This is a genomic window from Nocardia sputorum (assembly GCF_027924405.1).
In the GTDB taxonomy this organism is placed as follows: Bacteria; Actinomycetota; Actinomycetes; order Mycobacteriales; family Mycobacteriaceae; genus Nocardia; species Nocardia sputorum.
On record NZ_AP026978.1, the window covers coordinates 5895589 to 5919931 of the forward strand.

The window sequence follows — 24343 nt, forward strand, 5'->3', positions numbered from 1 at the left end:
CTACTTCTGTTCCGACCGCTTTCCGAGCATTTCCACCAAAGCCGAGGCGATAAGGGCCACGGCGCGGTCCTCGTCGCGAGCCAGTCGCCGCAAGGTATCCAGGGCGATGGTCCCCGGCATCTCCGCAAGCGCCTGGGTCAGTCGTATCCGCACCGCCGAGTCCGCTGCGTGGGCGACGAGTTCGCCGGCCAGGGCACTCACGATCCGGTCCGCCCATTCCGCGTCCCGCGCCAACATTCCCAAGAACTCGGCCGCCTCGACATCGTTCGGGCCCTCGACCACCGTGCGGACAAGTGCAGGTACAGCCCGGGTGACGCCCCGCGCACCCAGTGCGAGCGCCGCATGTCTGCGGACCGTCGCGTCCTCATCGTCGAGCGCGTCCGTGAGTACCGCGGTCGTTTCGTCGCCCGGCAGCTCGGCGAGCGCGAGCACCGCGCGCCGCCGGACGTCGACGTCGGCCGAGCCCATGCCAGACGCCACGCCCACCACACCGTCGCCGCCGGCCCGCGCGAGGGCCCACCGCAGGGCCCCGGCCACATACGGATCGGATTCGGTGAGCACCGCCTCGGCCAGCAGCTCGGCAGGCACCGCTACGTCCTCGGCCGGGGCCAGGACGGCCTGCTGCCGCCGGGCGGGGCTCTGCGAACCGAGTCCGTGCAGCAGCTCGACGATGCGCAGGACGTCTTGCCAGCCGGAGGGCTCGGCCGAATCGACCGCACGAAGCCGCTCCAGGAGTTCTCGCTCCCGGTTCAGTCGTTCTTCGGTCTTCCGAATGAGGTCGCCGACCAGCGCGGACGGGGTGAATCCGGCATCATCGAGAGCGCGTCCGATCTGGCTCAGTGACAGCCCCAGGGAGCGCAGGCCCTCCACGTGGAAGATCCGCCGGATGTCTTCCGGGGAGTATTCCCGGTACCCGCCCACGGTGCGGCCGGTCGGTCGGACCAGCCCGAGGGAGTCGTAGTGCCTGAGCATGCGGGCGCTCACTCCCGAGCGGCGCGCCACCTCACCGATCAGCACGCAGTCGTCTCCTCCCGATCCGGGCCGAGCGCGGCGACCCGCCGCGCCTCGTCGACGGCGAGGTCGAATCCGGCGTCCGGGTCGCGCAGGAGCCGCTCCGTGGCGCGCGCATGCGCCCGGACCGTCGGGTCGGGATTCGCCATCGCGGTCCGGAGAACCGGTTCGACCACCTCCCCGAGCGCGACGAGGGCGCGGCTCAGGCTCAACCGTACCTCCCGGTCTCCCCGGCCGAATTGCCTGGCCAGTTCCACGCCGAGCCATTCTTTCGCTTCGTCGGGCACGAGCACGACGGCAGCGCGCCACGCACTTCGCGCGACTTCATCGTCGATATCGTGCAGCAACGAGGGCGTGATCGCCGACCACGCGCGCGGATCCCCGATCTTGGATAGCGTGTGCAACGCTTGGCTGCGGGCCTGGGCCCGCTCGGAACGAACCTCCGTGAGCAGTTTCGGAACCGTGAGCTCCGACGGGAGCCGAGTCAGCGCCCACGTGAGCATGTCCCGCACGAAGAAGTCGGGCTCGATCGCGGACCGCTCCACCAGGACATCGACGAAACCGGGTGCGGGATGCGTGCCTATCGCCAGCGCCGCCTGGAGCCTCGTCGACGAGTTCGCGGCTGCCAATGCGTCGAGCAACCGGGTGTGTTGTGGATTCCTGTGTGTCGAATTGATGGGGACCACCTCCGACAGCCAGTGAAGGCCTTCACACAGTGCGAAGGTCAAGCGAATCTCGGGACGCTCGACCATTTCTCCCCCGCGATCACCACGTGGTCGAGGAAGCGGAGGCCTACGGTGTGGGCCGCTTCGGTGAGGAGGGTGGTGGTGCGGCGGTCATCGGAGCTGGGGGTCGGGTCGCCGGAGGGGTGGTTGTGCACGATGGCGAAGGCTCGGCCGTCGTGGCGGAGGACGGTGTTCAGTATTTCCCGGACGGGGACGGCGACCTGGTCGACGGCGCCTTCGGCGACGAAGACCTTCTGACGGAGGCGATTCTGCGCGTCGCAGACCAGCACGAGCAGGCGTTCGACCCGGCAGCCCGCGAACAGCGGGAGGGCGGCGGCGGCCACGTCGGCGGAACTGGTGAGCCGGGTCGACGTGTCCGGCCTGCCGCGTGCCCGTGCCCCGAGGTGGAAGGCGGCGATGATCGCGGCGGCCTTCGCCACGCCGATGCCCGCCCGGCGGGACAGCTCCTCCGGACGCGCGGACGCCAGCCCGGCGAGCCCGCCGTGCTCGACGAGCAACTCCACCGCCAGGTCCAGCGCGCTCGCACCGCGCCTGCCCTGTCGTAACAGCAGGGCCAGCAACTCCGCGTCGCTCAACGCGTGCGGCCCCAGTGCCAGCAACCGTTCCCGCGGCCGCTGCGCCACCGGTACGTCGACTAGAGAGACCGCCATGACTCCCACCCCTCGGTCACGCCAACAGTGCCCGGGATTCTGCCAGGGGCCACCGACAGTTCGGCCAGGACCGGACCGGGCCGCACCTGCCTCGCCGGTTCCTCGAAGTACCAACCCGAGAGCTCAGCAGCAGACGCCGAGGCACGTCCGCCCCGTTCCTTCCCACGAACCGTACGGACGACTCGGCAGCGCGACGCCGCGCCCATATGCTGGCTGATGTGCGGTTCGGTAACCGAGGCGGTCGCGAACTGGGGAGCTGATGGCGATGTGGTACCTGAAAGCGCAATGGCACCACGATTTCGACGACGAACCGGTCGAGCTGTTCAGCGAGATCGGTGACGACGGTTTCGAGGTGCGCAAGGTCGAAGTCTTCCGCGACGGGCACCGCGATTGGGCCGATTCCGATCGCGGCACCGGCACCACCGAACTCGGTCAGATCCCGGTTCCAGCGCCGGATGAGCTGAGCGAGGAGACCGAATTCACCGCACTCCAGATCGACGCCACGGAGTTCGACGAGGTCTGGCGGCACGCTCTCGACGAGCAACGGCCGACCTCGCCCCGATAGCCCCGTCCTAGCGGTCCACCACCGCGACGTCCGGTAGCCCCACGAACGCCTGCGCGGCGAGCCGCGCCAGATTGTGCAGCTGGCGCTCGTGCACGACGATCCGGCGCAAGGCCTCGTTGATGGTGGCGTCGCTGGTCGACGTGCCCATGATGGCGGCAGCCGCGGCGAGTAAGTCCTGGTCGAGATCGATCCGCACGGATTTCATGCGCCCTCCTTCGTACTTTCGCCATCTTGCGGCATGGCGCCCGCTCATGTCCGGCAAATCCGGAACTCGGCCTTGCATTCATACCCTACGGGGGTATAGTTCCACCCATGGAACACAGGCACCACCCGTCGACCGAGCACGCCACGCACGCCACGCACACCGCACAGCACGCCGGACACCACTCCCCCGCTACCTGGCGGATGGCGGCCATGGCGACGCTGCACTGCCTCACCGGCTGCGCCGTCGGCGAGATCCTCGGCATGGTGATCGGCACCGCGCTGGGCTGGAACAACGCCTCGACGATGGTGCTGGCCATCGTGCTCGCGTTCGTGTTCGGCTACGCGTTCACCATGCGCGGCGTGCTGCGGGCGGGCCTGCCGTTGGCCGCCGCGGTCGGCACCGCACTGGCCGCCGACACGGTGTCCATCACGGTCATGGAGATCGTGGACAACGCCGTGATCCTGGCGGTCCCGGGCGCGATGGACGCCCACCTGGACACCGTGCTGTTCTGGGCCACCCTCGCCGTCGCGTTCGCGGTGGCTTTCGTGGTGACCACGCCGGTCAACAAGTGGATGATCGGCCGCAGCAAAGGCCACGCGGTGGTGCATTCGCTGCACGGCGCGCACTGATCAGCACGCCGCCGGATCCGCGCCTTCCAGTGCCGGGATTGTCGGCTATATGCCCGTTCAGCTAGGCAGACTGCTCAGCTGAACGGGCTTTTGTTGTCGGCGGGTTCCGGCGGTGCTTGCATCGAGATATGTTCACCGAGGCGCAGCTGTACTCGCCGGTGACCCGCACCGGCGACGGCGATGTGACCGTGCACCTGAGCGAGGAGCACCCCGGCGTACACGACCCGGTATACCGGGCCCGGCGCAACGCCATCGCGGCGCTGGCGCTGGACTACGCGCCGGGAAAGCCGCTCCCGCACATCTCCTACACCGACGAAGAGCAGCAGGTGTGGCGAATCGTGTCGGCCGAACTCGCCCGCAAGCATCGCAACTATGCCAGCGCGGAGGTGCTCACGGCCGCCGAGGCGCTCGCGTTGCCCACCGATCACATCCCGCAACTGGACGAGGTCTCCGCCGCGCTGACACCGCTGACCGGGTTCCGTTACGCCCCGGCCGCGGGCCTGGTGCCGCTGCGGGAGTTCTTCGGTTCGTTCGCCGATCGGATCTTCCACTCCACGCAGTACATCCGGCATCACTCCGCGCCGTTGTACACCCCCGAGCCGGACGCCATCCACGAGATCATCGGTCACGCCAACCAGATCGCCAGCCCTCGCTTCGCGGCGATCTACGCGACGGTCGGTGCGGCGGTCGCGCGCTTGACCACCGACCGCGCCCTGAAATTCCTCGCCGACGTCTTCTGGTTCTCGATGGAGTTCGGCGTCGTCCGGGAACACGGCGAGGTCCGCTGTTACGGCGCGGGCCTGCTGTCGTCCTATGGGGAGATCGAGGAGTTCCGGCACGCCGAGCTGCGCCCCCTCGACATCGCCCAGATGGGCACCGCGACCTACGACATCACGCACTACCAGCCGGTTCTCTACTGCGCGGACTCGATCGCCGAGATCGAGGACGTGATCGGCGGCTTCTTCGCGACGATGGACGACGAAACACCCGATCGCTTGCGGCACGCGGGCACCGCCCCAGCGCGGTAGCGCCGGGTCACGACCTCAGGACTCGGGCCGCGGCGCGAGCGGCATGCCCGCGTCCAGGAAATCCAACGTGCGGGTGATGTTCTCGACGTTCAACGGCGTCATCGTCGCCATGCCGAGGGCCGCGCCCGCCATCGCGCCCGCCGCCACCCGCACCTCGAAGTCGTCGGCGGCCCGGCCGAGATGATCGGCCAGCAGGCTCGCGATGAGATCGATGCTGCGGATGATCTCCAAGCCGATGGCCGACCGCAGCTCCGGCACGTGATACAGCAGTGCCTGCCGCTCCTGTTCGAACGCCAGCTCGGCGGCGGGCAGATTCCCGAAGACCTCGAGCACCGCGTTGCGGAAGGCCGCCATCGGCTTGATATCGCGCGACTGACGCCGCAGCGCCTCGAGCATCAGCGGATCCAGGTCGTCGGCGAGCACCAACTGTTCCTTGGACGGGAAGTAGCGGAAGAAGGTGCTCGGCGAGACATCGGCGGCCGCGGCGATCTGTTCGACGGTCGTCTCGTTGTAGCCCTGCTCGCGGAACAGCCGGAATGCTTCGAGACGAATCGTCCGGCGGGTCCGTTCCTTCTTCCGCTCGCGCAAACCCTGCGCCGTCCCGTTCGCGGGTAGCTCAACCGACATGTATTGATTCTGCCGCACCCGGCTCCGCCGCCCGCGCGGGTTGCCGGGCACGCACCACGGTCGCCGCGAGCACGGCCGCCAGCAGGCACAGCCCCGCGCAGGCCCAGAGCATCGCGCTCATGCCGCCGAGGAAAGCCGTCTGCACCTGGTGCAGCATCGACGGATCACCCAGCTTGCGTGCCGTGGCGACCCCCGCGTTCACGCCGTCGTCGATCGGTTCGCGGTTCAGCGCGCCGAGTTCCGATCGGTACCGGGTGGACAGCACGGTGCCCAGCACCGCGACGCCGATCGTGCCGCCCGCTTGGCGCAGGGCCTGCAACAGCGCGGAACCGGAGCCGGAGCGCTCCGCGTCCAGTTCACCCATCGCCATGCCCATCGCGGCGGGCATCACCAACCCCATTCCGGCGCCGAGCAGCGTCAGCCACAGGGCGGTGAAGCCGTAGCCGCTGTCCACCGTGGTGAGCGCGCCCAGCACCAGCGAACCGGCCAAGAGGGTGAACCCGGCGGTGATGACGATGCGAAGGCCAAGTTTCGGCAGCACCTTGTCGACCAGCCTGCTGCCCACCAGCAACCCGCCGATCAGCGGAAGCAACCGCAGGCCGCTGCCCAGCGCGTCCACGCCGAGCACCGCTTGGAAGTATTGCGGAACGGTGAAGAACATGCCGAACATGGCGAAGTTCACCACGATGGAAAATGCTGTGCCCCAACGGAATCCATCTGCCGCGAACAACCCGAGGTCGACCAGCGGATGCGTGGTCTTGCGCTGCCAGGCCAGGAACGCGCCGAACAGCAGCACACCGGTCGCGACGGTCGCCCAGGCCGGGCCGTCGCTCCAGCCCTGCTCACCGATCCGGATGAAGCCGTAGGTGAGCCCGAGCATGCCCGCCGCGGACAATGCCACTCCGGGCAGATCGATCCGGAAGCGCTGCGCGCTGCGCGATTCGGGCACGAGTACGGCGACGGCGAGCGCACCGATCACGACCATCGGCACGTTGATCAGGAACACCGACCCCCACCAGAAGTTGCGCAGCAGCCAGCCGCCCACGATCGGGCCCAGTGGCAAGCCGATCGCGGTCGAGGTGATCCAGATCGTGAGCGCGCGCTGGAGATCGGCCGGTTCGGGGAACATCGCGGGCAGCACCGACATCGACAGCGGCATCATCGCCGCCGCCGCGATACCGAGCACGACCCGCGCCGCGATGAGCTCACCGGGCGAGCCGGCCACGGCACAGGCGACGGACGCGATGCCGAACAGCGCCAGGGCCGCCAGCAGGAACTTCTTGCGGCCGTAGCGGTCGCCGAGCGCGCCCGCGGGCAGCATCACGGCGGCCAGCGCCAGCGTGTAGGCGCTGCTGAACCACTGCAGCGCGGCGGTATTCGCGTTCAGGTCGACCGCGAGCGTGGGCAGCGCCACGGTCAGCACGGTGACGTCGAGCCCGATGGTCAGCATCGCCACTGCCAGCGCGCCGAGGGCAAGCCAGCGCCGGGGCGAGTCGTTCTTCATGACGCCTCCAAAAATGGGAGTTGCAACCTTTTGATAGTAACTGTCATTTAGTAGAGTCTGTCAATATCTTGTCCGGACCTGCCGAGCGTGTGCGGCCGATCACCGGATCGCTCGCTAGGCTCATCGGCGATGAAGATCACTCGCCGTGCCTTGCTCTGCGTGGGCGTCGTGCTGGCCGTCGCCGCGATCGGAGCGACGGCCGCGCCGTCGCTCGCCGAGCCCGGCACCACTACGCCGTTCACCACCCCGAACACCGACGGCTGCCCGCAGAAGACGTTGCCGCCCGCGCCGATCGACGCCTCCGAAGTGCCCGCGCCCGGACAACCGACCCCGGCCCCGCTGCCGATCCCCTCCCCGCCGATCGGCGGCGCGCGCCTCGGCGAGTGCGGCGTGGTGCTTCCCAAAGCCGCGCCACCCGCCCCGCAGGACATCTCGGCGACGGCTTGGCTGGTGGCGGATCTGGACAGCGGCGAAGTGCTGGCCGCGAAGGACCCGCACGGGCGTTACCGGCCCGCCAGCACGATCAAAGTGCTGCTGGCCACGCTGGCGCTGCGCACGCTGCAGCTGGACAAGGTGGTGGTCGGCACGCAGGCCGACGCCGATGTCGACGGCACCCGCGTCGGCATCGGGCCGGGCGGCCGATATACGAACCGGCAGCTCATGCAGGCGCTGATCATGGCTTCGGGCAACGACGCGGCGCATGCCATCGCCGCGCAGCTCGGCGGCGACGCGGCGACCGTCGCGAAGATGAACGACTTGGCGAAATCGTTGCGCGCCATGGACACTCGCACGGCCACGCCGTCCGGGCTGGACGGGCCCGGGATGAGTACCTCGGCCTACGACCTCGCCGTGCTGTTTCGCGAGGCCATGACCATCCCGCTGTTCGCCGAGCTGATCCACACCGAGCAGGTCGACTTCCCGGGCTACCCGGCCGACCCGGCGATTCCCGGCGACACCGACCGTCCCGGCTACCCGATCGGCAACGACAACCAGTTGCTCTACAACTACGACGGCGCGCTCGGCGGCAAGACCGGCTTCACCGACGACGCGCGCCAGACCTTCGTCGCCGCCGCACAGCGGGGCGGCCGCAGACTCACCGTCACCCTGCTCAAGGCCGACGTGCAACCGTTGCGGCCCTGGGAACAGGCCGCCCGCCTGCTCGATTACGGATTCGCCCTGCCCCGCGGCGCCGCGATCGGCAACCTGCCCGGTGCGGTGGTGCCCCAGCGGGACCAGAGCGCGGTCACCTTGGCCGCGCCGCCCACGGCGGGCAGCGACCGGGCCACGCCTTCGGTGCCGGGCAGCGACCCGTCCGCCATGCCCGCGGCCGAGGATCGCCGGACCGGCGCCAGAACCCTGCTGATCATCGGCGGCGTCCTCGTGGTCGCCGCGCTGCTGCTAGCCGCACGGCAGGTCAACCGGCGGCGCTGATCGAACCCGCGCACGAGCCACTCGGCGCGGTGGACAGATCAGCGACGTCCGGGCAACTTACGTAGGCCGGAAAGCGCGAGGGCGGCAAGCGCGCCCGCGCCGAAGTAGGCGGCGCCCACGCCCGCCGATATCTCGCGTGCGCTGACCCGCGGCGCTATCACGGCGGGTCCGGGTGCGGGAATCTCCGCTTCCGGCTCGTTCTCCGCCGCGGTGGCGGCCCACGCGGTGGCGAACAGGACGATGCGGTAGGTGACGTAACTGAACACCATCAGGCCGATGATCGAGCCGAATGTGGCGCCCGCGGGGCTGCTCAGCACCGATCGCAGATAGATCGACGCGACGATCTTGAACACCTCGAACACCAGCGCGGCCATGGCAGCCGCCTTGGCGGCGCTGGCCAGCGTCACCGGCTCCCGGGGCAATCGGGCGATGACCCACGCGAACACCGCCCAGGAGGCGAGGAACCCGAGCGAGGTGGACAACAGCCACAGCAGCACGCCCGCCCCGGGCGCTTCATCGAGGCCGATGCTCTCGAGCAGCCGCCTGCCGAGGGTGCTCGAGGCCAACGCCGACAACCCGAGCGACACGGCGAAGGCGAGCCCGAGACCGACCAGCGCCCCCAGATCGGAGAGCTTGGTCATCAGCCAATTGCCGTCCGGGGACTTCTGCTCCCATTGCTCGGTGAGCGCGGCACGCAGGTTGGCCATCCAGCCCAACCCGCTGTAGACGCCGGTGACCAGACCCAGCACGCCGACCGTGCGCCGCGACTCCACCGCCTGATCGACCAGGTCGTTGAGCTGGGTGCCGAACGAGCCGGGAATGTTCTCGACGATCTTGGACCGTAACTCCTCCAGCAGCTCCGGATTGCTGGACAAGACCACGCCCGCGACCGAGAAAGCGATCATGAGCAGCGGAAACAACGACAGCACAGTGAAATACGTGATACCCGCCGCGTAGTAGTCGCCGCGTTGCCGCTGATAGCGTCCCGCGGTGCGGACCAAGTGGTCCAGCCACGGCTGCGCCTGAATCCGGCGTTCGATCCCGGCTTTGACATTGTCGATCACCTGCACCATTCGCCCCTTCGACCAAGAGACCTCACACCGGTGTTACCCGGCCGGGCGCGCGACAACCGCCCAGCGAAGGCGCGGCAGCCTAGCGGCTCAGCAAGCCGACCCGGTCGTAGACCTGTGCGAGGGTGTTGCCGGCGATCTCTCGCGCGCGCTCGGCTCCGGCGGCGAGTACACGGTCGAGTTCACCTTGATCCGACATGTACTCTTGCACCTTCGCCCGCAACGGCGTGACAAATTCGACCAGCGCGTCCGCCACGTCGGCTTTCAGCTCGCCGTAGCCCTTACCCTCGAAGTCCTTCTCCAGGGTGACGATCGGCGCACCGGTCAGCGAACTCAGGATCACCAGCAGGTTGCTGACGCCCGGCTTGCGCTCCGGGTCGTACCGGATCTCGCGTTCGGTGTCGGTGACCGCGGATTTCACCTTCTTCGCGGTGACCTTCGGGTCGTCGAGGAGGTTGATCAGGCCCGCGTCGGTGGAGGCGGACTTGCTCATCTTCGCGGTCGGATCCTGCAGGTCGTGGATCTTCGCCGTGCCCTTGACGATGTGCGCCTCCGGCACCACGAACGTCTTCTTGAACCGAGTATTGAAGCGCTGGGCCAGGTTCCGGGTCAGCTCCAGGTGCTGACGCTGGTCCTCGCCGACGGGCACCTGATGGGCGCGGTAGAGCAGGATGTCGGCGGCCATCAGCACCGGGTAGGTGAACAGACCGACGGTCGCGTTCTCCGCCCCCTGCTTCACCGACTTGTCCTTGAACTGGGTCATCCGGCTGGCCTCGCCGAAACCGGTGAGACAGCTCAGCACCCAGGCCAGCTCGGCGTGCTCGGGTACCTGGCTCTGCACGAACAAGGTCGACTTCTTCGGGTCGATGCCCAGCGCGAGCAGCTGCGCGGCGGCGGCCTTGGTGCGCAGCCTCAGCTCCTTGGGCTCCTGCGGCACCGTGATCGCGTGCAGATCCGGGATGAAATACAGCGCGTCGTAGTCGTCCTGCATGGTCACCCAGTACTGCAGCGCGCCAAGGTAGTTCCCTAGATGAAACGAGGAGCTGGTCGGCTGGATCCCGGACAGAACCCGCTGTTTGCGTTCGGCGGCCGGGCTGGGCGCAGGACTGGACATACCCCGATCTTCGCATGCGACTCAAGCCGAATTTCGCTGCACCCAGTTGCGCGGGTCCACTCCGGGCATGCTCGGCCTGCCGCCGCTGACCAGTTCGCGCTCACGCCGGGACAGCATTTTGTAGACCGGCGCGCTCGGGCCGGCGAGCGTGTCCCGCAGCACCGGGGGCACCAGCGGAACCGACACGTGCGCGGTGCGGACCGCCTGGGAAAGCCCCCGGTAGGCGACCTCCTCGACCGCGCCCCAGCGCATGCCGTACATCCGCCGGATGCGGGCCGGCAGACTGCCCTGCACCAGCAGGTAGAACGCGGAGGTGACCTGCTGCATCGGCACGCCCTGCGAATACGGGACGCGCTGTCCGGCCAGGTAGGAACCGACCAGCCGCGCCTCGTCGGTCAGGAACAGTTGGTCGGAGGCGAGATAGTCGTCGAAGTAGGCCCGGAACCCGGCGTAATCGGCCGGTGCGGCGTCCGCGGGCATCCCGAACAGCTCGGCCCAGCGCACGTAGTCCTGGTAGAGCCCCTCCCGCTCGCCATCGGTCATGGTGCGCACCAGCAGGTCGTACATCACCTCGGCGGAGTCGAACGTGAAGGCCATCGTCATGAACATCAGGTGCGGGTCGAGCGCGGAGTATCCGGTGCCTGCCGGATGGTGGGCTCCGGCGTCCTCCGGGAGCGCGCCACGCACCTTGACGTGCCGTTTCCTGGTGAATGCCAGCGCGCGGTCGGCCTCGGCTCTGCTGCCGAGGAACACCGCCTCGAACAGGCGGCCGGTGAGCGCGAGCCGGGTGTAGGGCGTCATCCGGTGCTCGGTGTTCTCCGCGGTGCCGACGTAGAGCAGCGGGTGCACCGCGCCGATCACCAGCGCGCGCAAGCCGTAGGTCAGCCCCACCGCGCGCTTGCTCATCACCCGCCGGACCATCGAGTGGTCACTGAAATAGCCGGGCTCGGACATCGCCGCCTCCTCGTCGAGAACATCTGGCAATAGCATCCACCAGAATCCGCTATTCTGGCAAGAGATACCTCCAGAATGTTGCCGAGCCGCGTCCGGCGTGGACGGCGAGGTAGACGCTGGGACCTGAGGCACCTGTAAGAATCGAACTGTGACGGCGCAACGAACCTATGGAGGCATATCCGCCGAGGAGCGCCGGGCCCAGCGGCGCGGCGCGTTGCTGGAGGCCGCGCTCGAGATCATCGGCACTGAGGGGCTGGGGAAACTCACCGTGTCGGGGTTGTGCGCGCGGGCCGGTCTCAACGAGCGGTACTACTACGAGAACTTCGACAGCCGCGACGCCGTGCTCACCGCCCTGATCGACGGAATCGCCGCAGAACTCGCGGCGGCCATTCTCGCGGCCGTGCGCACCGCCGCGCCGGACACACGCGCCACCGCGCACGCCGCGATCACCGCCGGCGTACATCTGCTCACCGACGACCCACGCAAGGCGAAGGCAGCGTTGATCGCGGGCATGGCGACCCCGGAACTGCGCGCCCGCACCACCGAGACGGTCCGCGGATTCGCGCGGATGGTGGCCGCGGAGGGCACCGACTTCTACCGGATGCCCGACTCGGCCCCCGCCTCGGCGGTCGACTTCCGCGCCCTCTACCTGGTCGGGGGGCTGGTGCAGACGCTGACCGCTTGGCTCCAGGGCGATCTGAACCTCACCCGCGACGAACTGATCGAGCACACGGTCGACGTCTTCGTCCTGCTCGGCGAGGACCTGGCCGACAAATTGCGGTAACGGCCCCGGTCACAGCCGCAGCGACACGTCCTGCAGATCGGGCGCGTCGCCTTGCAGGACGACCCGGAAGAGCACGTCCCGCCGCGACCAGTAGGCGGCGCAGTCGCGCATGGCCTCGGCGAACCAGTCGCGCTCGATCGGCTCCTCGGCCAGCAACTCGGCCGACTCGCGCACCACCGCAACGTATCCGGCGCCTTCGCCGAGGAAATCGTCCAGGTCACGCAGGCATTCGTCGAATGCGTCCTTGTTCTCACCGAAGTAGTACGGAAACTGGAACGCGGCGGCGAACTCGTCGAACAGCCGGGCGGTGGTCGGCATCTTCGCGCCGCGCAGCTCGCGCACCAGGTAGCCGGAAGGCGCCTTGTCCCGCACCGCGCTGAACTCGGCGGCGTCGACCGCGAGCGCGCCGAACGTGACGCGCGGCGGCGCGAGTTCCGCGCTGGGCGGCGCGTCGTCCGCGTCGGGACGGGCAAGGAACTGCGACAGCGTGACGGTCTTTGTCATCAGCGCATCCTCGTGAAGGTCTGGTAGTGGTCGCCGGTGTACCAGGCCGAGCCGTCGCTGCCGGTGACGATGCGTTCGGCGTCGCGGGATCGGCCGGGCTGCTTGGGATTGACGTCCCATTCCTGATAGGTGATCGGTTTACCGGAGCCGTCGGTGGTGGGCAGGTCGCGGCCGCGGTTCTGCCATCGCTCGCCCCCTTTGGTGCCCGGGGCGTTCGCCGAGTCCGGCCACCGTCCCGCATCGATCTCCCGCAGGGTGACGTACGCGCGTTCGGGGACGCCGGCCGCCTGGGTGACCGGCGAGGCGGTGTCCCCACCGCGCGGGGCGGCGGTCGGGGTGACCGCGACGGTCGTCGCGCGACTCGACGGCGCGGCCGGGGTGGTATCGCCACCGTCGTACAGCGCCAGCACCGCGGCGAGCAGCACCAGAGCGACCGCGCCCAGGACGCCGAGACCACGCGTCAATCGCGCCCGGTTCATCGGTACTGCACCGTGACGGGGGCGTGGTCGGACCAGCGCTGGTCGTAGGCGGCGGCGCGCTCCACTATCGCGGCTTTGGCGCGGGTGGCCAGATCGCCTCGGGCCAGGTGATAGTCGATGCGCCAGCCGCTGTCGTTGTCGAACGCGCGGCCACGGTAGGACCACCAGCTGTACGGACCGTCGACCTCGGGATGCAGCTTGCGCACCACGTCGACGTATCCGGCGGCCAGCAGTTCATCGATCCACGCCCGCTCCTGCGGCAGGAACCCGGCCGACTTCAGGTTGCCCTTCCAGTTCTTCAGATCACGCTCGGTGTGCGCGATGTTCCAGTCCCCGGCGACTACGAAATCCCCGGTTCGGGTCGCGAGGTACGCGCCGAGCTCGGCCATGAAGCGATACTTCTCGTCTTGGCGAACCGTGCCCGCGTCACCGGAGTGCACGTAGACGCTGGCCACGGTGACGTCGTCGAAGTCGGCCTCGAGATAGCGGCCCGCGGCCGCGAACTCACTGCTGCCGAAGCCGACTCGCACCGCGCTCGGCGCCCGCCGGGACAGGATGCCGACACCGGCGCGGCCCTTGGACTCCGGCTCGGCGTGCGACAACTGCCATCCCGCGTCGAGGGCGGGGGCCAGCGCGGCCCTCACCTGCTCGTCGGTGGCGCGGGTCTCCTGCACGCACACGACATCCGCCTCGGTGGCCGTGAGCCAGGCCAGCAGCCCCTTGCCCGCGGCCGCGCGGACACCGTTCACGTTCACTGTCGAGATATACGGCACCCCACGACCGTACAATGCTGGTCAGATGAAGTCCCCCGGACACTGCCGTCCAGGAAGGGGTGATGACGATGTCGTCCGACACCTCCCAGTCCTCCTCCGCCGCCGTGCGCGGATCCACCCGGGCGAAACAGCCCCAGCCGATCAAGGCATTGCATGTGGGTTCCGGCGACCCGCTGCTGTTGCTGCACGGATTCATGATGTCGCCGCACTGCTGGGAGCAGACCGCCGCGCGACTGTCGACGCACTGCGAAGTGTTCGCGCCCGCGTTCGCGGGCCACTGGGGCGGTGCGCCCGCCGAGGGCCCGGCGGTGAACGTGTCGACGCTGGCCGACCGGATCTGCGAACAGCTCGACGAACTGGGTTGGCGCACCTGCCATATCGCGGGCAACTCGCTCGGCGGTCTGGTCGGCGTCGAACTCGCCCGCCGCGGACGTGCCCGCACCCTGACGCTCATCGCGCCCGCGGGCGGCTGGCACGCGCCGTCGCTGACGCAGTGGCGGGTCAATCTCAAATTCCTCTCCCTGGTGCCGATCGTCGAAATCGGCAAGCGCTTGGGCGGATTCGCGATCGGCAACAGGCTCGCCCAGCGGATCGCGCTGCTCGCCCTGAGCAAGCAGGCCGCCGCGGTGCCCCGGCGCGACGCTGCCGCCGCCCTCGCCGCCGCACTGCACTGCCCGGCGATGGTGCCGATGATTCTCGGCGCGATGCGGGCGCCGGCCCAGGAAGACCTCTCCACCCTGCGCACGCCGGTCCGGCTGCTGCTCTCGGAGTACGACCGGGTGATCCCCAACCGCGTGTACGCCCGCCGCTACTTGAAGGAACTGCCCGAATCCGCCGACCGCATCCTGGTCAACGGCGTCGGCCACGTACCGATGCTGGAAGCGCCCGACCGCATCGCCACCCTCATCGCCGAGCACGTCTACGCCAGCCGCACACGGTTACGGGCTGTGTGATTTTCCAGCGCCTTCGGCGCTGGGTGTTCGCGGCCCCCTTGTGGCTCGCGTTTGCGCGACCGCCGCTTGCGACTTCGTCGCCTGCGCGACGGCCGCGCAAACGCGAGCCGGGCCGCGAACGGGCAATGCTCGGTCTCGCTTCGCTCGAAAGACGTGGTTGCGGTGCGCTGGGAACGTTGGGCAATCGAACCCCAGGCACCGAGCACGCGACTGAAGCGGCCGAGATGAGGGGCGCACAACCACGTTCCCCGTCGAGCGAAGTTGTCGACTTACTGCGCCAGCAATCCCTTCGCGATGTGGGTCACCTGGATCTCGTTGCTGCCCGCGTAGATCATCAGCGACTTGGCGTCGCGGGCGAGTTGCTCCACGCGGTACTCGGTCATGTAGCCGTTGCCGCCGAAGAGCTGGACCGCTTCCATAGCCACCTCGGTGGCGGCCTCGGAGGCGTACAGCTTCATCGCGGAGGCTTCGGCCAGGGTCGGGGGTTTGCCCGCCCGGCCGCGCTCGAGCGTGTTGAACACCATGTTCTGCACGTTGATCCGCGCGATCTCCATCTTCGCCAGCTTCAACTGGACCAGCTGGAATCGCCCGATCTCCTGGCCCCAGAGCTTGCGGGTCTTGGCGTACTCCACGCACAGCCGATGACACTCGTTGATGATGCCCAGCGCCATGAACGCCACGCCGACGCGCTCGGCGGTGAAGCTGGACCGCGCGCTCTCCCGCCCGTCGCCGCCCTTGTGCTCCTCGGTCTCGCCGAGGAGCCGGTCCCGGCCGACGCGCACGTTGTCGAAGAACAGCTCACCGGTCGGCGAGGAATGCAGGCCCATCTTCTTGAACGGCTTCCCCTGGGTGAGGCCGGGCATGCCCTTGTCCAGCACGAAGGCGAGCACTTTGCGGTCGCGCTTGTCGCCGCCCGCGCCGTCGTCGAGCTTCGCGTAGACGATCATCACGTCGGCGTACGGACCGTTGGTGATGAAGGTCTTCTGGCCGTTGAGCAGGTAGTCCTCCCCGTCGCGCTTGACGTAGGTCTTCATGCCGCCGAACGCGTCGGAACCGGAGTCCGGTTCGGTGATCGCCCAGGACGCCACCTTGCGCATGGTGACGATGTCCCCCAGCCAGCGCTGCTTCTGAGCCAGGGTGCCTCGCGACATGATCGTGGTGGCGCCCAGACCGATGCTCACCCCCATCGCGGAGACCAGGCCCATGCACACCCCCGACAGCTCGCCGATGAGCACCGCCATCAGCGATTCCTGTCCGGCGAACGGGCTCGCGCCGGAACTCTTCCGCTCCGGTTCCGGCTCCCCCGCCGCGCGCGCCTCCTGCTTGGCCAGCATCTTCTGCACAGCCTCGCCGCCCATCACGTCGATCCCGAACTCGCGGAACAACTTCCGGATGACGGGGTACGGCGGCAAATCGCCGCTGTCGAGCGCGTCCAGATTCGGGCGGATCTCCCTGTCGATGAACGCCCGGACGGCGTCGCGGATCAGCAGATCGGTCTCGGACCATTCGAACATCGTCGTTCTCCTCACATTCCCCGAGGTCAGGGCAGCCGGGCGGCGATGTCGTCGATCAGCCAGGGACCCTCGGTCTCGATGGTCTTCACATCGTGCCAACCGGCCAGCTCCGAGATCGCGCCGCCCTGCACCGCGAATACCTTCCCGGTGATCGGGCATGCTTCGGCGGCCAGATAGGCGACCAGCGGCGCGATATTGGCCGGCGCGAACGCGTCGAACCCGCCTTCGGACGACTCCGCCTCGGCCGCCAGCATCTCCCCCATACCGGGAGTGGCCAGGGTGAGCCGGGTGCGCGCGATCGGCGCGATCGCGTTGACCCGGACGCCGTAGCGCGCCAGTTCGTCGGCGGCCACCAGGGTCAGCGCGGCGATCCCGGCCTTCGCCGCGCCGTAATTGGCCTGACCAGGATTGGGCAGCGTGGTGCCCGACGCCGAGGCGGTGTTGATCACCGCGGCCTTGGGCTGGTTGCCCGCCTTGGACTGCTGCTTCCAGTACGCCGCGGCGTGATGCAGCACCGCGGCGTGGCCCTTGAGATGCACGGCGATCACCGCGTCCCACTGTGCCTCGGACATGCCCGCGAGGAAGGCGTCGCGCAGGATGCCCGCGTTGTTGACCACGACGTCGAGCCCGCCGAACTCGGCGACCGCCTGGTCGACCAGCTTCTGCGCGCCGTCCCAGGTGGCGACGTCGTCGGTGTTGGCCACCGCCTTGCCGCCCGTGGCGACGATCTCGCGCACCACCTCCTGGGCGGGGCCGGTGTCGGTCCCCTCGCCCGCGTTGCTGCCGCCGAGGTCGTTGACGACCACCGCGGCCCCTTCCTTCGCGAACAGCAGTGCGTGCTCGCGGCCGATGCCGCGCCCCGCGCCGGTGATGACGGCGACCCGTCCGGCCAGTACGCCCATGTGTTGTCTCCTGAAGTCGCGCCGATTCCGGCGATGGGAAAGAACGCGGCGGTGTCGGTGCCGCCGCGCGTTGGTCAGTCGGCGATCTCGGCCAGTCCGTCGCTGAGCACGACATCGTCGCCGCGCACGGTCTCGAAGGCGTAGCGGGTGACGCCGTCGGCGGAGCCCGCCTTCCAGATGCGGGTCTCCAGATCGTCACCGGGGAAGACGAGTTTGGCGAAGCGCACCGCGAAGCGCCGGAGCCGGTGCACATCCGAGGCCGCGACCTCAGTGAGCACCGCCCAGGACGCGAACGCCATGGTGCACAACCCGTGCGCGATGATGCCGGGCAGCCCGGCGTCCTTGGCGACCTGCTCGTCCAGGTGCAGGGGCACCGGATCGCCGGACGCCGGTGCGTAGCGGAAGGTTTGGTCATGGTCCACATGCTGCGCCACCACGGCGACCGGGTCGTGCTCGCGCAGCCGCTCGTCGAACTTGTGCGCCGGAGCGGCCTGGCCGACCGTCGCGCCCGCATCGATGTTGCGGAAGAAGGCGGTCAGGTACTGGTCGTTGACCGGTTCGCCCGCCTCGGTGCGGCATTCGATGCGGATGGTGATGGCCGTCCCGTTGGGACGGCTGGTGTAGCCGATCGCCTTCGCCCGCGACACCAGCCGATCGCCGGGCCGGATCGCGCGGTGGAAGTGGAAGTCCTGCTCCCCGTGCACAACCCGGCCGAAGATGTCCATCGGCGCGACATCGATGACGGGCATCATCATGGCCTCGAACACCGGCACGATGGCGAAGACCGGCCCGGCCACCGTCCCGGCCAGATGCGCGGCGATCGGATCGTTCGTCGCGGCGGCGTATTCCGCGATGCGCTCGGCGGTGACCTCCAAACGCTCCTCGTCGGACCAGGTCTCCAAGCCGCTGTCGTCGAACTCGACCACCCGGGCGGTCCCCGGGGCCTGACCGCTCATGCTCTGTCCCTTTCGGCAACGCTGCGCTGCCGCCTCCGGGCCTGACCGCTCATGCTGTTTCCGATTCCGGCATGAGCGGGACCCTCCGTGGTCACGCTGCGCTGCCGCCTCCGGGCCTGACCGCTCATGCCGCTACAGCCAGGGCGTCGAGTTGTTCGAGGGATCGGTCCAGCTGTTTGATGCCGTCCTTCTCCACTGCTTTGCCGAGCGCGCCCTTGATCAGAGCGCCCTCGAAATCGCCGGACACCAGGACGGTGCTTCCCTCGCCGTTGGGCCGGATGTCGAAGGTGAATTCGGTCTTCACTCCAGCCATGCCGGTGCCGCCGAGTGTCAGCTTGTGCGGCGCGTCCACCGCGACGATGGTCCATTCCAGCTTGTTCGCCATGCCGAGCATCACGATCTTCGCGACCAGCTTGGCGCCCTCGCTCAGCACGGCGGGCGGCTCCTCCATGAAGCGTTCGTGGATGGTGAACCACTTGTCCCAGGTCTGCGGGTCGGAGACGACCGCCCACAGGGCCTCCGGGGCGGCGTTCACGTCTTTGGTGGCTTCGATGTGTCCCATATGTCGACTCCTCGTCGAGTTCGTTCAGGGCCGGGCCGCGTTCAGCGATCGGCGCGCTGATAGGCGGTGACGACGGCCGCGCCGCCGAGGCCGATGTTGTGTTGCAGGGCGGCGGTGACGCCCTCCACCTGCCGTTTGTCCGCGGTGCCGCGCAGCTGCCAGGTCAGCTCCGAGCACTGCGCGAGCCCCGTCGCGCCGAGCGGATGTCCCTTCGAGATCAGGCCGCCGGATGGATTGACCACCCAGGTGCCGCCGTAGGTGGTCCGGCCGTCGTCCACCAGTTGCCCGGCCTCGCCCTCGCCGCACAGTCCGAGCGCCTCGTAGAGCAGCAGTTCGTTGGCCGAGAAGCAGTCGTGCAGCTCGATGACCTGGAAGTCCTCCGGGCCCAGGCCCGACTGCTGGTAGACCTTTCGCGCGGCCTGGACGTTCATGTCGTAGCCGATCAGGTTCTTGGCGGTCTGGTCGAAGGTCGAGGCGAAGTCGGTGGTCATCGCCTGGCCGACGATCTCCACCGCCTGTCCGGCGAGGTCGTGGGCATCGACGAAAGCCTCGCTCGCCAGGATCACCGCACCGGATCCGTCCGAGGTCGGCGAGCACTGCAATTTGGTCAGCGGGTCGTAGATCATCCGCGACGCGAGAATGTCGTCGAGGGTGTACTCGTCCTGGAACTGCGAGTACGGGTTGTTCACCGAGTGCTTGTGGTTCTTGTAGCCGATCTTGGCGAAGTGCTCGGCGGTGGTTCCGTACTGCTTCATGTGCTCGCGCCCCGCCGCGCCGAACATCCACGGCGCCACCGGGAAGAGCACCTCGGAGATCTCGGCCAGCGCCATGACGTGCTTGGCCATCGGCTGCTCGCGGTCGTCCCAGGTGGATCCGAGCGATCCGGGCTGCATCTTCTCGAAGCCCAGCGCCAGCGTGCAGTCCGCCAGACCGCCGCGGATCGCTTGCGCCGCGAGGTACAGCGCGGTGGAGCCGGTGGAGCAGTTGTTGTTCACGTTGACCACCGGAATGCCGGTCATGCCGAGTTCGTAGACGGCACGCTGGCCCGAGGTGGATTCGCCGTAGACGTAGCCGACGTAGGCCTGCTCCACCAGGTCGTAGGCGATCCCGGCGTCCACGAGCGCCTTGGTGCCCGATTCCCTGGCCATGTCCGGGTAGTCCCACGCGCGGGTGGTGCCGTCGGCCTCCTCGACCATGCGGCGGCCCGGCTTCTCGAACTTCGTCATCCCGACACCGACGACGTAGACCTTGTTCGCCATCGAACTCCTCACATCTGTGCGTACGCCGCGCGGCGGCCGATCGAGTGAAAACAAACATACAAGGTTGTATGTAAATTAGGCAAGGGATTCCGCAAGGGTCCAACCGGAGGCCGGTTAACCAGCTGATTGCGTCTCGCCTGCTACATACAGTGAGACATGCATGTTCTTCGATCACCGCCTCGAGAACAGGGCCGATGCGAGCCGTTATACCCTCGCCTCCCGTCGAGAACGGGGAGCAAGCGATGCTGGCCTGCCGAAGACAGCGAACTCGCCCCACCCTGCCGTCGAGAACGGTTCCCGGCCCATCGGCAATCCGTATCCGAGCCGGAACATACAGCAGTGTATGTAAGTGTACGATCGAGCGATGGCCAGGAGCGTAGTCGCGAAACAGCAGCGCCGGACGCAGGAGCAGCGCAGCACCGAGATGCGCACCCGCTTGCTGGACGCGACGGTGGACTGCCTGGTCGAGTACGGATACTCCGGCACCACGACGCCCCGGGTAGCCGAACGCGCCGGGGTGACCCGCGGGGCCCAAGTGCATCACTTCGGCTCGAAAACCGATCTCGTGGTGGCCGCGATCAGTCATCTCGCGCAGTTGCGCGCCGAAACCGCCATGCGGGAGATGTCGCGGGTCGAAACCGGCGACGATCCGGTGGCGGCGGCACTGGAGTTCCTGTGGGACCTGCATCAAGGTCCGCTGTTCATCGCGACCGTGGAACTGTGGGTGGCGGGACGGACCGACCCGGTGCTCGCCGCGGCGATGGAGAAGGTCGAGCCGTTCGTCAACAACGCCGTCTTGCTGGCGGTCGCCCGGTTCGTGCCGGACGACGTGCGCCGCAAGGAAGCGCGCGACTTCATCTACACGGCCATGGACGCGCTGCGCGGCATCCTGATCTCCAACTTCATCGACCCCGACGACGAGCGCGCCCGTCGCCGATGGCGGCGCGCCTCGGCGCACCTGCACGAGATCGCCGGTCGGGCCCTCGCCGCCCGCTCCGAACCTTCCTCACCCGACCCGGCGCGTCCGGATTCCGACGGGCACCGCGGGTGACCCTTCGGAAGGTCGTCACGCGCCGGGTCGCGCATCGGGAAGACGACGTCGCTTTACAGTGCCCGCGTGCGGCAGGGCGCTACCGCGCCGCTCGCTCCTTGTGCCCGGCCGAGCATGATCCGCGCGCGGTCCAGACGGTCGCCGTGAACAACAAGAAGCCGATCGCGGCCAGGGCGGCGCCGACCACGGCTGGCGCCGTGTAGCCCAGGCCCGCGGCGATGACCAGGCCACCCAGCCAGGCGCCTGCGGCGTTGGCGATGTTCAGAGCGGCGTGGTTGAGGGCGGCGGCGAGGGTCTGGGCGTCGGCTGCCACGTCCATCAAGCGGGTTTGCAGGCCGGGCGCAAGCGCGGCCCCGGACGCGCCGACCAGCAACGCGCCGAAGGCCGCGGTGTACGGGTTGTGCGCGGCGGCGACGAAGCCGCCGAGGATGACGGTCATCGCGACCATCGACACGGAGATGGCCCGGTCCACACCGCGATCGGCGAGCACACCGCCGGCGATGTTCCCGATCACCATGCCCACGCCGAACAACATCAGCACCAACGGGACCGCGCCGGCGCGCAGACCGGCGACGTCGGTGAGCGTGGTCGCGATGTAGGTGTAGACGGCGAACATGCCGCCGAATCCGACGGCGCCCACCAGCAGCGTCAACAGCACCTGTGGACGGCGCAGCGCGCCGAGTTCGGTCATCGGATCGGTCACCGTGACACCGGTGAGTTCGGGGACGAAGCGCAGTAGCGCGGCTACGGTGGTCACCCCGATCAGCGCGACCACTACGAACGCGTCCCGCCAGCCGAGATGCTGGCCGAGCCAGGTAGCTGCGGGAACGCCGACGACATTGGCGGCGCTCAATCCCAGCATAACTCCAGCAACTGCCTTGGCTCGCTGCCCTACCGGGGCGAGAGTGGCGGCGGCCAGCGAGGCGACGCCGAAATAGGCACCGTGCGGCAATCCGGAGACGAACCGCGCCAGGACCAACATCCCGAACGAGGGCGCCAGCACGGTCGCCGCGTTTCCGACGGTGAACGCCACCATGAGCGCCACGAGCAGGCGCTTGCGCGGCACCCGCGCGCACAACGCCGCGATCAGGGGCGCGCCGATCACCACACCGAGCGCGTAGGCCGACACCGCATGTCCCGCGGTCGGCTCGGAGACGTGCACGGCCGACGCGATGTCCGGCAGCAAACCCATGGTGACGAACTCGGTCGTCCCGATCCCGAATCCGCCGAGGGCCAGCGCCAGCATGGCGGGTACGTGCCAATCGGTGCGTCCGGGCGGAGCGGCGGCACTGGTAATCACAGGGCTGGTCACGTGTTCATGTAACCGGCCACGGCCCGCATTCGCTTCCCGGGCGAAGGTGAGTTCGCCCACCGCAAGGGCGTGAACGACAGTCGCGAAAACAGTCCGGGCACCCGTTCCACCGAGGTGGGGCGGGTGCCCGAGATTCAGCCCGGCGCTGGGTTGGGCACCCAGCGCCGGAGTCGGCCGCGACGCGGCCCGGCCCCGCGACCCGGCCCCGCGACGACGCGGCGCCGGAGCGGCTCAGCGCAGTGCGCGAGCCAAATTGGCGTCCAGCGCGCCGAGGAACTCCTCGGTGCTCAGGTAGCCCTGGTCACCGCCGACGAGCAGCGCGAGGTCCTTGGTCATCTGGCCGCCCTCGACGGTCTTGATGACGACGTCTTCCAGGGTCTGCGCGAACCCGATCACCTCGGGGGTGTTGTCGAGCTTGCCGCGATGCTCGAGCCCGCGGGTCCAGGCGAAGATGGACGCGATCGGGTTGGTCGAGGTCGGCTTGCCCTGCTGGTGCTGGCGGTAGTGCCGGGTGACGGTGCCGTGCGCGGCCTCGGCCTCACAGGTCTGCCCGTCCGGAGTGAGCAGCACCGACGTCATCAGGCCGAGCGAACCGAAGCCCTGGGCCACCGTGTCGGACTGCACGTCGCCGTCGTAGTTCTTGCACGCCCAGACGTAGCCGCCCTCCCACTTCATCGAGGAGGCGACCATGTCGTCGATCAGGCGGTGCTCGTAGGTGAGGCCCGCCGCGTCGAACTGGCTCTTGAACTCGGCGTCGAAGATGTCCTGGAAGGTGTCCTTGAACATGCCGTCGTAGGCCTTGAGGATGGTGTTCTTCGTCGACATGTACACCGGGTAGTTCTGCTGCAGGCCGTAGTTGAACGACGCCCGCGCGAAATCCTCGATCGACTTGCGGAAGTTGTACATGCCCATGACGACGCCGCCGTCCTCGGGCATCTTCACGACCTCGTGCACGATCGGCTCGCTGCCGTCGTCCGGGGTGAAGGTCAAGGTGACGGTGCCGCCCTGGAACACCTTGAAATCGGTGGCGCGGTACTGGTCGCCGAAGGCGTGGCGGCCGATGATGATCGGCTTGGTCCAGCCCGGAACCAGCCGGGGAACGTTCGAGATGATGATCGGGGCGCGGAAGATCGTGCCGCCCAGGATGTTGCGGATGGTGCCGTTGGGCGAGCGCCACATCTTCTTGAGGCCGAATTCCTTGACCCGCGCCTCGTCCGGGGTGATGGTGGCGCACTTCACACCGACGCCGTGCCGCTTGATGGCTTCGGCGGCGTCGACGGTGACCTGGTCGTCTGTCTTGTCCCGGTACTCGATGCCGAGGTCGTAGTACTCCAGGTTCACATCGAGATACGGGTGGATCAGCTTGTCCTTGATGAACTGCCAGATGATCCGGGTCATCTCGTCGCCGTCGAGTTCTACGACGGTGCCTTCAACCTTGATCTTGGACATGGATCTTCGTGTCCTCCTAGGATGGTGCCCTCATTGCACGGCCAGGCGAACACGCTTGTGAGCGGACCCCAGCTGTTCCAACAGACAACGTATATGTCCCGCGTTGTCGGCGAGACGTGTGGTGCAAACAAGACAAGCGTACTGCTGCCCGAGTCCTCACCGCACGGGCAGCCCCCGGAGTGAGCTGCGCCACCTTTGTTACCGATTGGTAGGTCGGCGACGGCTCTCGGGGCATCCGCGCAACCGCCGTCGCCGCCATGATCCGCCTTCCTTCCCGGCCCGGCAACCGTCTGGCAGACGACGAGGTCCGC

General features: G+C 68.4%; 26 protein-coding genes. 7 read left to right on the forward strand and 19 right to left on the reverse strand.

What is annotated here, in order from left to right:
* From QMG86_RS26545 to radC, 3 genes are read right to left on the reverse strand one after another with little or no spacing between them, the layout of a single operon-like run.
* Complete coding sequence (locus QMG86_RS26545; RefSeq protein ID WP_281875378.1) at positions 1-1017, reverse strand: HEAT repeat domain-containing protein; 1017 nt, start codon at positions 1015-1017, stop codon at positions 1-3.
* Complete coding sequence (locus QMG86_RS26550; RefSeq protein ID WP_281875379.1) at positions 1011-1697, reverse strand: HEAT repeat domain-containing protein; 687 nt, start codon at positions 1695-1697, stop codon at positions 1011-1013. Before QMG86_RS26550 ends, QMG86_RS26545 begins: the two co-directional genes overlap by 7 nt.
* Before the next feature lie 38 nt (positions 1698-1735).
* Entirely contained in the window at positions 1736-2407 is a 672-nt protein-coding gene (gene radC / locus QMG86_RS26555) for a RadC family protein (protein WP_281875380.1), read from the reverse strand.
* A gap of 265 nt (positions 2408-2672) precedes the next feature.
* On the opposite strand from radC, the gene QMG86_RS26560 reads away from it, so the two are divergent.
* On the forward strand, positions 2673-2972 hold the full coding sequence (locus QMG86_RS26560; protein ID WP_281875381.1) for a DUF6881 domain-containing protein: 300 nt from the start codon (positions 2673-2675) through the stop codon (positions 2970-2972).
* Positions 2973-2979: 7 nt separating this feature from the next.
* Here QMG86_RS26560 and QMG86_RS26565 read toward each other — a convergent pair whose 3' ends face one another.
* Complete coding sequence (locus QMG86_RS26565; RefSeq protein ID WP_281875382.1) at positions 2980-3177, reverse strand: type II toxin-antitoxin system VapB family antitoxin; 198 nt, start codon at positions 3175-3177, stop codon at positions 2980-2982.
* 107 nt (positions 3178-3284) lie between these two features.
* Between QMG86_RS26565 and QMG86_RS26570 the strand changes: the two genes are divergently transcribed.
* Positions 3285-3806 carry a DUF4396 domain-containing protein gene (locus tag QMG86_RS26570; RefSeq protein WP_281875383.1) on the forward strand — a complete coding sequence of 174 codons (522 nt, stop codon included), beginning with the start codon at positions 3285-3287 and terminating at the stop codon, positions 3804-3806.
* A gap of 128 nt (positions 3807-3934) precedes the next feature.
* Positions 3935-4834: a phenylalanine 4-monooxygenase gene (locus QMG86_RS26575; protein WP_281875384.1), complete on the forward strand. Its 900-nt coding sequence runs from the start codon at positions 3935-3937 to the stop codon at positions 4832-4834.
* Between the two features lie 15 nt (positions 4835-4849).
* Here the strand turns inward: QMG86_RS26575 and QMG86_RS26580 are convergent, their stop codons facing one another.
* Together QMG86_RS26580 and QMG86_RS26585 are read right to left on the reverse strand one after the other, a co-directional pair.
* Entirely contained in the window at positions 4850-5461 is a 612-nt protein-coding gene (locus tag QMG86_RS26580) for a TetR family transcriptional regulator (protein ID WP_281875385.1), read from the reverse strand.
* Positions 5451-6965 (reverse strand): MFS transporter, encoded by a 1515-nt coding sequence (locus QMG86_RS26585; RefSeq protein ID WP_281875386.1) that lies wholly within the window; start codon positions 6963-6965, stop codon positions 5451-5453. The genes QMG86_RS26580 and QMG86_RS26585 overlap by 11 nt, the downstream gene beginning before the upstream one ends.
* Before the next feature lie 129 nt (positions 6966-7094).
* Between QMG86_RS26585 and QMG86_RS26590 the strand changes: the two genes are divergently transcribed.
* Positions 7095-8396 (forward strand): D-alanyl-D-alanine carboxypeptidase family protein, encoded by a 1302-nt coding sequence (locus tag QMG86_RS26590; protein WP_281875387.1) that lies wholly within the window; start codon positions 7095-7097, stop codon positions 8394-8396.
* Between the two features lie 38 nt (positions 8397-8434).
* Here QMG86_RS26590 and yhjD read toward each other — a convergent pair whose 3' ends face one another.
* From yhjD to QMG86_RS26605, 3 genes are all read right to left on the reverse strand, one after another.
* A complete protein-coding gene (gene yhjD / locus QMG86_RS26595) occupies positions 8435-9466 on the reverse strand; it encodes an inner membrane protein YhjD (protein WP_281881144.1) in 1032 nt (343 codons plus the stop codon).
* Between the two features lie 82 nt (positions 9467-9548).
* On the reverse strand, positions 9549-10580 hold the full coding sequence (gene trpS / locus QMG86_RS26600) for a tryptophan--tRNA ligase (protein ID WP_281875388.1): 1032 nt from the start codon (positions 10578-10580) through the stop codon (positions 9549-9551).
* Positions 10581-10601: 21 nt separating this feature from the next.
* Complete coding sequence (locus QMG86_RS26605; RefSeq protein ID WP_281875389.1) at positions 10602-11534, reverse strand: oxygenase MpaB family protein; 933 nt, start codon at positions 11532-11534, stop codon at positions 10602-10604.
* A gap of 148 nt (positions 11535-11682) precedes the next feature.
* Here QMG86_RS26605 and QMG86_RS26610 point away from each other — a divergent pair, with 148 nt between their 5' ends.
* The gene (locus tag QMG86_RS26610; RefSeq protein ID WP_281875390.1) at positions 11683-12318 is read left to right on the forward strand and encodes a TetR/AcrR family transcriptional regulator; all 636 of its coding nucleotides are present in this window, start codon (positions 11683-11685) and stop codon (positions 12316-12318) included.
* A 9-nt stretch (positions 12319-12327) separates the two neighbouring features.
* On the opposite strand, the gene QMG86_RS26615 is transcribed toward QMG86_RS26610, so the two are convergent.
* Genes QMG86_RS26615 through QMG86_RS26625 form a run of 3 tightly spaced genes read right to left on the reverse strand, consistent with a single transcriptional unit; the run spans position 12328 to position 14074 of the window.
* On the reverse strand, positions 12328-12822 hold the full coding sequence (locus QMG86_RS26615) for a barstar family protein (RefSeq protein ID WP_281875391.1): 495 nt from the start codon (positions 12820-12822) through the stop codon (positions 12328-12330).
* On the reverse strand, positions 12822-13301 hold the full coding sequence (locus tag QMG86_RS26620; protein WP_281875393.1) for a guanyl-specific ribonuclease: 480 nt from the start codon (positions 13299-13301) through the stop codon (positions 12822-12824). Before QMG86_RS26620 ends, QMG86_RS26615 begins: the two co-directional genes overlap by 1 nt.
* Positions 13298-14074 carry an exodeoxyribonuclease III gene (locus QMG86_RS26625; protein WP_281875394.1) on the reverse strand — a complete coding sequence of 259 codons (777 nt, stop codon included), beginning with the start codon at positions 14072-14074 and terminating at the stop codon, positions 13298-13300. Before QMG86_RS26625 ends, QMG86_RS26620 begins: the two co-directional genes overlap by 4 nt.
* 62 nt (positions 14075-14136) lie before the next feature.
* Between QMG86_RS26625 and QMG86_RS26630 the strand changes: the two genes are divergently transcribed.
* On the forward strand, positions 14137-15027 hold the full coding sequence (locus tag QMG86_RS26630; RefSeq protein ID WP_281875395.1) for an alpha/beta fold hydrolase: 891 nt from the start codon (positions 14137-14139) through the stop codon (positions 15025-15027).
* 269 nt (positions 15028-15296) lie between these two features.
* Here the strand turns inward: QMG86_RS26630 and QMG86_RS26635 are convergent, their stop codons facing one another.
* The 5 genes from QMG86_RS26635 to QMG86_RS26655 form a co-directional block, all read right to left on the reverse strand.
* On the reverse strand, positions 15297-16541 hold the full coding sequence (locus QMG86_RS26635) for an acyl-CoA dehydrogenase family protein (RefSeq protein ID WP_281875396.1): 1245 nt from the start codon (positions 16539-16541) through the stop codon (positions 15297-15299).
* A 26-nt stretch (positions 16542-16567) separates the two neighbouring features.
* Positions 16568-17443 (reverse strand): SDR family oxidoreductase, encoded by an 876-nt coding sequence (locus QMG86_RS26640; protein ID WP_281875397.1) that lies wholly within the window; start codon positions 17441-17443, stop codon positions 16568-16570.
* A 74-nt stretch (positions 17444-17517) separates the two neighbouring features.
* Complete coding sequence (locus QMG86_RS26645) at positions 17518-18399, reverse strand: MaoC/PaaZ C-terminal domain-containing protein (RefSeq protein WP_281875398.1); 882 nt, start codon at positions 18397-18399, stop codon at positions 17518-17520.
* Positions 18400-18523: 124 nt separating this feature from the next.
* On the reverse strand, positions 18524-18961 hold the full coding sequence (locus QMG86_RS26650; protein ID WP_159839513.1) for a type II toxin-antitoxin system Rv0910 family toxin: 438 nt from the start codon (positions 18959-18961) through the stop codon (positions 18524-18526).
* Between the two features lie 41 nt (positions 18962-19002).
* Positions 19003-20220 carry a lipid-transfer protein gene (locus tag QMG86_RS26655; RefSeq protein WP_281875399.1) on the reverse strand — a complete coding sequence of 406 codons (1218 nt, stop codon included), beginning with the start codon at positions 20218-20220 and terminating at the stop codon, positions 19003-19005.
* A 364-nt stretch (positions 20221-20584) separates the two neighbouring features.
* Between QMG86_RS26655 and QMG86_RS26660 the strand changes: the two genes are divergently transcribed.
* Positions 20585-21271, forward strand: coding sequence for a TetR/AcrR family transcriptional regulator (locus QMG86_RS26660; protein ID WP_281875400.1), 687 nt, complete (start codon positions 20585-20587; stop codon positions 21269-21271).
* 79 nt (positions 21272-21350) lie between these two features.
* Here QMG86_RS26660 and QMG86_RS26665 read toward each other — a convergent pair whose 3' ends face one another.
* Together QMG86_RS26665 and QMG86_RS26670 are read right to left on the reverse strand one after the other, a co-directional pair.
* Complete coding sequence (locus tag QMG86_RS26665) at positions 21351-22517, reverse strand: MFS transporter (protein WP_281881145.1); 1167 nt, start codon at positions 22515-22517, stop codon at positions 21351-21353.
* Between the two features lie 297 nt (positions 22518-22814).
* Positions 22815-24032, reverse strand: a complete 1218-nt coding sequence (locus tag QMG86_RS26670; protein ID WP_040864988.1) for an NADP-dependent isocitrate dehydrogenase — start codon at positions 24030-24032, stop codon at positions 22815-22817.
* Positions 24033-24343: the final 311 nt, after the last annotated feature.